This is a genomic window from Pseudomonas sp. 2FE (assembly GCF_005503735.1).
Classification (GTDB): domain Bacteria; phylum Pseudomonadota; class Gammaproteobacteria; order Pseudomonadales; family Pseudomonadaceae; genus Aquipseudomonas.
The window spans coordinates 138,338-146,046 of record NZ_SCMO01000008.1; the positions used below are offsets into that span (position 1 = coordinate 138,338).

Below are 7,709 nucleotides of genomic sequence, written 5' to 3' on the forward strand. Positions count from 1 at the left end.
AGTTGTGCCATTACTTTCTGGAGGTGCTTATGCACATGCGGTTTCGTCTTATCGGCGGCGTTCTGGCCGTCACCCTGCTCACTCAACTGAGCGCTTGCGGCACGCTGTTTTTCCCTGATCGCCGCGGGCAGATCGAAGGCAAGATCGACCCGGTGGTCGCCGGCCTAAACGCCGTCGGCCTCCTGTTTGGTGTGATTCCTGGCCTGATTGCCTTTGGCATCGACTTCGCCACCGGCGCCATCTACCTGCCGGAAGGCCAGAGCGCGCAGGTCGATCCACAACAACTGCAAAAGACCATCGGTGCCGACGGCAAGATCGACAACGCCCAACTCAAGGCGTTGATCGAGCGCGAAACCGGCCACAGCCTGCCGCTCGACGATCCACGCTTGATCCTGCACACCGGCAGTGTCGAGCAGTTGGCCGCCTACGGTCTGCATCCGGCAGCCTGAGCATCGCCCACGCTGGCTGAGCGTGCTGCGCCGCAGCAGAGAACCCACCGGTTAGCGGTGGGTAAATAAGGATTTCGCCCCGCAGGAGCAGCCCATGCCTAACGCTGTCACTTACCCACCCGCGCGCTTGCTCGCCAGCCAGCTGGAACGTTTACTGGCTTACCACGGTTGGGCGTACAACCGCTTATTGGCTGGCCTGGAAGCCCTCGACGAGGACGGCTACCGGGCGCCGTGCGGGCTGTTCTTCGGCAGTGTGCACGGCACCCTCAACCATCTGGCGGTGGCCGATCGCATCTGGCTGGCGCGCGCGCGCCACGAGCCGCCGCCCTTCACCCGTCTGGATGCGGAGGCCGTCAGCGAACGCAGTGCCTTGGCCGGCTTTCTCGCCGCCGGCGTGCATGCCTGGCGCCTGCTACTTAGCGGACAGGATGACCAGAGCCTCGGCGTGCCGCTGGCCTATCGGAATATGCGCGGCGAGCCGCAGTTGAAGCCACTGGCGGATATCGTGTTTCACCTGGTCAACCACGGCACCCATCATCGAGGCCAGATCAGTGCGGCGCTGACGGCGCTCGGCCAACCGGCGCCGGTGCTGGACTACCTCTATTTCCTGCCGGAACCGACCTGAGCGCCTGACTAGCGCAGCCGCCCCGACCAGCACACCGCCCGGAACGCCTGGCTGTCGGGTGGCGCCTTCGCCGCTCCGCCAGAGTCATTAGGGAAAGCGCAAGGCCAGCCAAGCTTTTTCCGCATATTCTGAAAAGGTAAACCTCCTCTGTGGACCCGCCCCAGTGAAAAAGCCCAGTATCGAGGAGCTTTATCGAGAGCATCAGCCGGAAGCTATCGAAAAGCGCCTGAACGCCACCAGCAAACCACAAAATATCTCCGACGCCGTGCTGGGCGGGATAGACGGCTGCATCACGACTTTCGCGGTGGTTGCCGGGGCTGTTGGCGCGGGGTTCTCCGCCTCGGTCGCGCTGATCCTGGGCTTCGCCAATCTGTTGGCCGATGGCTTCAGCATGGCCGTCAGCAATTACGAGGCGATCAAGGCCCAGCGCGAATTCCGCGAAGAGGCCCGGCGCACCGAAGAGGAACATATCGACATGGTCCCCGACGGCGAACTCGAAGAGATCCGCCAGCTCTTCCACAAGAAAGGCTTCAGCGGGGACATTCTCGAGGCCATAGTCGCTACCATCAGCCAGGATCGGCAACTCTGGATCGAAACCATGCTCACCGAAGAGCATGGCTTGCAGAAGATGGACATAAGCCCCGGCAAATCCGCCGCCGTGACCTTCTGCACCTTTCTTATGGCCGGCGCCGTCCCCTTGCTGCCTTTTTTCGCGACGCGCCTGGACATGCAGTGGCAATTCATCCTGAGCGCGGGCCTGGCCGGCGCCGTGTTCTTTTCCATCGGCATGCTCAAGAGTTTGGTGTTTGCCAAGCCGATCCTGCTCTCCGGCTTGAGCACATTGCTGACCGGCGGTGCGGCGGCTGCTCTCGCTTACCTGACCGGCTATCTGCTGCGCCAAGCCTTCGGCATCGGCTAAGCGCAGCACCTATTGCTGTCAGCGCCACAGCCCACGTCCCTCCAGCGGAAGGACTCAAGTGAAGCGGTCAAACAATTTCGGACACCGGTTTAGGTTCATGCCACCAGGGATTCCGTATCCGCTGGCAATTTATAGCCGTTGTAGCTGTGCGGCCCGGCTTCTTCCTGCAGTTGGGGATTCTCGGCTGGAGGTTACTGAATTGGAGGGTGGACTGCTCTCGTCCGCGCGCCTGGCGTTATGCCAAAACCTCGCACTGTGCAAAAAGTAAACACTTGTTGAGGGCGTGGTAAAGGTATGAGCTCAGGACCACTAGTCGAGTCGCCACGCATTGCCCGCGTATCGCCACCATCCAATGAATCAATTAGATCCTGCTTAGCAATGAAACTCAGACTCCGCCTGCCTGAATAACTCTGCACATATGTAGTTATTTGAGCGAGGCTTATGGCAGACCGCAGCGATGGTAATGAACAAGATCCAGCTCCAGTGCAGCCTGTCGCTGACAGAACTTATGGACTCTATGATATTGAGCCGCAGTGCGAAGCCGCGTTGATAGAAACACACCGGCCTCAGGACGATGATTACTTATTGTACAAACAGCGCCCTTCTTATCGAGTGTTTTTCAATAAAATCAAGCATTAGCATCGCCTCTTATCTCACCTAGAAAAAAACGACAAAAAACCACCTAAACATGCCGTACTTCGTCTCGGTATTCATCTGAATGCACTAAACGTGAACCGAACCAGGAACGGTCGTACATCGGCATCTTGCCGAAGCGGCCCGAACATTCTACTGTTGCCACCACCATTAGCAGCACCCTTCAGAAGCTCACTACTTGCGGCCGGACGGCCAAGGATTAATTAGATGCCTAACGCAGCCCCTACATCCGACAACGTCACCCTTACTGGGGTAACCGAAGACACCGCAAGAGTCATTGCGAGCGCTGACTTTCCCTTCACTGACACTGATTTAGAAACTCTGCAAGCGATCCAAATCACCACCCTGCCAACGGCAGGAACCCTGAAGCTAAACGGCGTTGACGTCACGCTCGACCAGGTCATTACCCTGGCTGACTTAGACAGTGGTCTGCTCGTCTACCTCCCGGCCAGCAATACCTATGGCAACGGCCTGACCGGCTTTGGTTTCAAGGTATCCGATGGCACTGACTTTTCAGCGGCGGCGTACAGCCTGACGCTCGATGTCACAGGGATCACCGATGACGAGATTTTCAGCGGCACCTCCGGCAACGACACGCTCAATGGCGACCGAATCGATGACGGCGCCAGCGACACCATCTATGGCGGTGACGGCGATGACACCATCAGTGGCCTGCTCGGCAATGATGCACTGCTTGGCGAGGCCGGCAACGACTCGCTGGACGGTGGCGCCGGCATCGACACCCTGAGCGGCGGCCTTGGCGACGACAGCTATGTGGTCGACAACACCCTCGACAGCACCATCGAGGGCCTTGACGAAGGCACCGATAGCGTCCAGTCATCAATAAACTGGATCCTCGGCGACCACCTGGAAAACCTCACGCTGACCGGCACGGCCATCAACGGTACCGGCAACGAACGTAACAACCTGATCATCGGCAACGCGTCTAACAACCTGCTCAACGGTAGCCTCGGCGACGACACCCTGATCGGTGGCGACGGCAACGACAGCTACATTGTCGACAGCGCCCTCGACGTGCTCACCGAACTCAGTGGTCAGGGCACCGACACCGTGAATTCCTCGATCACCTGGACCCTGGGTGACAATCTCGAGAACCTGACCCTAACGGGCAGCGGTGCTATCAACGGCACCGGCAACACACTGAATAACGTGTTGACCGGCAATACTAACGCCAACATCTTGGACGGCGGCGCTGGTGACGACACCCTGATCGGCGGCGCAAGCAACGACACCTACATTGTCGACAGCATTGGCGACGTGGCCACCGAGCTTAACTCCCAAGGAACCGATACCGTCAGCTCATCGCTGGACTGGACTCTCGGCAGCAACCTCGAAAACCTCACGCTGACCGGCACCGCCATCAACGGTACCGGCAACACGCTGAACAACGTTCTGACCGGCAATGCCAGCGCCAACAACTTGAGCGGTGACGCCGGCAACGACACCCTGAACGGCGGCGCCGGTAATGACACCCTCACCGGCGGCACGGGTGACGACACCTACGTGGTCGACAGCACTAGCGATGTGATCGTTGAGGCCAGCGCCGAAGGCACCGACACGGTGCAATCCTCGGTAACCCTGACCCTCGGCAGCAACCTGGAAAAACTGACCCTGACCGGCGCCGCTGCTATCAACGGCACCGGCAACACGCTGGACAACACCCTGTACGGCAACGGCGCGGCTAACGTGCTAGACGGCGGTACCGGTAACGACAGCCTAATCGGCTACGCAGGCAACGACAGCTACATTGTCGACAGCACACTCGACGTAGTAACCGAGTCGAGCAGCCTCAGCACCGAACTCGACAGCGTAACGTCTTCGGTAGACTGGACCCTCGGCAACAACCTCGAGAATCTCACCCTGACAGGTGCAGCCATCAGCGGCACCGGCAACACCCTGGCCAACGTCCTGACCGGCAACGCCAACGCCAACACCTTGGTTGGCAACGCCGGCAATGACACCCTGGATGGCGCAGCCGGTGCCGACACCCTCACTGGCGGCCTTGGTGACGATACCTACATAATCGACGATGCCGGCGATGTGATCACCGAGGCGAGCGCCGAGGGTACCGACACCGTTCGATCCTCGCTCACTTACACCCTCGGCGCCAACGTCGAGAAGCTCACGCTGACCGGCGTATCAGCCATCGACGGCACCGGTAACACCCTGGCCAATACCCTGACCGGCAACAGCGCGGCCAACACACTGGACGGTGGCACCGGCATCGACACCCTGATCGGCGGCCTGGGCGATGACACCTATGTCGTCGACAACGCCGCCGACGTGATCAGCGAAACCAGCACCCTGACCACCGAGATTGACAGCGTGCAATCGTCGGCGACCTTTACCCTTGGCGCCAACCTGGAGAATCTGACGCTAACCGGTGCCGCCGTTATCAACGGCACCGGCAACACGCTGGACAACGTTCTAACCGGCAATACTGCGGCCAACGTCCTGAATGGTGGCGTCGGCGCCGATACCCTGATCGGCGGCCTGGGCAATGACACCTATGTAGTCGATAACATCGGTGACCTAGCCACCGAAGCCCTCAACGAGGGTACCGACACGGTGCAATCTGCACTGACCTGGACCCTGGGCAGTAACCTGGAAAATCTGACCCTCACCGGCAGCACTGCCATCAATGGCACCGGCAACACGCTGGCCAATACCCTGACCGGCAACAGCGCGGCCAACGTCCTGGATGGTGGCGCCGGCATCGACACCCTGATCGGCGGCCTGGGCAATGACACCTATGTCGTCGACGACACCGCCGACCTGATCAGCGAAACCAGCACCCTGACTAGCGAGATTGACAGCGTGCAATCCTCGGCGACCTTTACCCTTGGCACCAATGTGGAGAAGCTGACGCTGACCGGCGCCGCCGCTATCAACGGCACCGGCAACACGCTGGCCAATACCCTGACCGGCAACAGCGCGGCCAACACACTGGATGGTGGCACCGGCATCGACACCCTGATCGGCGGCCTGGGCAATGACACCTATGTCGTCGACAACACCGCCGACCTGATCAGCGAAACCAGCGCCCTGAGCACCGAGATCGATAGCGTATCGTCCTCGGTGAACTGGACCCTCGGCACCAACGTGGAGAATCTGACCCTCACCGGCAGCACTGCCATCAACGGCACCGGCAACACGCTGGCCAATACCCTGACCGGCAACAGCGCGGCCAACGTCCTGAATGGTGGCACCGGCATCGACACCCTGATCGGCGGCCTGGGCAATGACACCTATGTCGTCGACGACACCGCCGACCTGATCAGCGAAACCAGCGCCCTGAGCACCGAGATCGATAGCGTATCGTCCTCGGTGAACTGGACCCTTGGCGCCAACCTGGAGAAGCTGACCCTGACCGGTACCGCCGTTATCAACGGCACCGGCAATACGCTGGCCAATACCCTGACCGGCAACAGCGCGGCCAACACACTGGATGGTGGCACCGGCATCGACACCCTGATCGGCGGCCTGGGCAATGACACCTATGTCGTCGACAACACCGCCGACCTGATCAGCGAAACCAGCGCCCTGAGCACCGAGATCGATAGCGTATCGTCCTCGGTGAACTGGACCCTCGGCACCAACGTGGAGAATCTGACCCTCACCGGCGGCGCCGCTATCAACGGCACCGGTAACACCCTGGCCAATACCCTGACCGGCAACAGCGCGGCCAACACACTGGACGGTGGCACCGGCATCGACACCCTGATCGGCGGCCTGGGCGATGACACCTATGTCGTCGACAACGCCGCCGACGTGATCAGCGAAACCAGCACCCTGACCACCGAGATTGACAGCGTGCAATCGTCGGCGACCTTTACCCTTGGCGCCAACCTGGAGAATCTGACGCTAACCGGTGCCGCCGTTATCAACGGCACCGGCAACACGCTGGCCAATACCCTGACCGGCAACAGCGCGGCCAACGTCCTGAATGGTGGCACCGGCATCGACACCCTGATCGGCGGCCTGGGCAATGACACCTATGTCGTCGACGACACCGCCGACGTGATCAGCGAAACCAGCGCCCTGACTACCGAGATCGATAGCGTATCGTCCTCGGTGAACTGGACCCTCGGCGCCAACCTGGAGAAGCTGACCCTGACCGGTACCGCCGTTATCAACGGCACCGGCAATACGCTGGCCAATACCCTGACCGGCAACAGCGCGGCCAACACACTGGATGGTGGCACCGGCATCGACACCCTGATCGGCGGCCTGGGCAATGACACCTATGTCGTCGACAACACCGCCGACGTGATCAGCGAAACCAGCACCCTGAGCACCGAGATTGACAGCGTGCAATCGTCGCTCAACTGGTCTCTCGGCGCCAACCTGGAGAAGCTGACGCTAACCGGCGCCGCCGCTATCAACGGCACCGGCAACACCCTGGCCAATACCCTGACCGGCAACAGCGCGGCCAACGTCCTGAATGGTGGCACCGGCATCGACACCCTGATCGGCGGCCTGGGCAATGACACCTACGTGGTCGACAACGCCGCCGACGTGATCAGCGAAACCAGCACCCTGAGCACCGAGATCGATAGCGTATCGTCCTCGGTGAACTGGACCCTCGGCGCCAACCTGGAGAAGCTGACCCTGACCGGTACCGCCGTTATCAACGGCACCGGCAACACGCTGAACAATACCCTGATCGGCAACAGCGCGGCCAACACGCTGAACGGCGGCGCCGGCATCGACACCCTGATCGGCGGCCTGGGCAATGACACCTATGTCGTCGACAACACCGCCGACGTGATCAGCGAAACCAGCACCCTGAGCACCGAGATCGATAGCGTATCGTCCTCGGCGACCTTTACCCTCGGCGCCAACCTGGAGAAGCTGACCCTGACCGGTGCCGCCGTTATCAACGGCACCGGCAACACGCTGAACAATACCCTGATCGGCAACAGCGCGGCCAACACGCTGAACGGCGGCGCCGGCATCGACACCCTGATCGGCGGCCTGGGCAATGACACCTATGTCGTCGACAACACCGCCGACGTGATCAGCGAAACCAGCACCCTGA

Annotated in this window: 4 protein-coding genes; all 4 read left to right on the forward strand. The window is 60.8% G+C overall.

Going from position 1 to position 7,709, the window contains the following annotated elements:
* The first annotated feature begins 29 nt into the window (after positions 1-29).
* Positions 30-449 (forward strand): polyribonucleotide nucleotidyltransferase, encoded by a 420-nt coding sequence (locus FFS12_RS13955; protein ID WP_137887422.1) that lies wholly within the window; start codon positions 30-32, stop codon positions 447-449.
* A gap of 94 nt (positions 450-543) precedes the next feature.
* On the forward strand, positions 544-1,074 hold the full coding sequence (locus FFS12_RS13960; RefSeq protein ID WP_137887424.1) for a DinB family protein: 531 nt from the start codon (positions 544-546) through the stop codon (positions 1,072-1,074).
* A gap of 163 nt (positions 1,075-1,237) precedes the next feature.
* Positions 1,238-1,993 (forward strand): VIT1/CCC1 transporter family protein, encoded by a 756-nt coding sequence (locus FFS12_RS13965; RefSeq protein ID WP_137887426.1) that lies wholly within the window; start codon positions 1,238-1,240, stop codon positions 1,991-1,993.
* 861 nt (positions 1,994-2,854) lie between these two features.
* On the forward strand, positions 2,855-7,709 hold a 4,855-nt coding region (locus FFS12_RS13970; protein ID WP_137887427.1), incomplete at its 3' end, for a calcium-binding protein.

Excerpts from the sequence above, each read along its gene's own strand:
- FFS12_RS13955 (WP_137887422.1), top strand. The coding sequence starts at position 30 with ATGCACATGCGGTTTCGTCTTATCGGCGGCGTTCTGGCCGTCACCCTG.
- FFS12_RS13960 (WP_137887424.1), top strand. The coding sequence starts at position 544 with ATGCCTAACGCTGTCACTTACCCACCCGCGCGCTTGCTCGCCAGCCAG.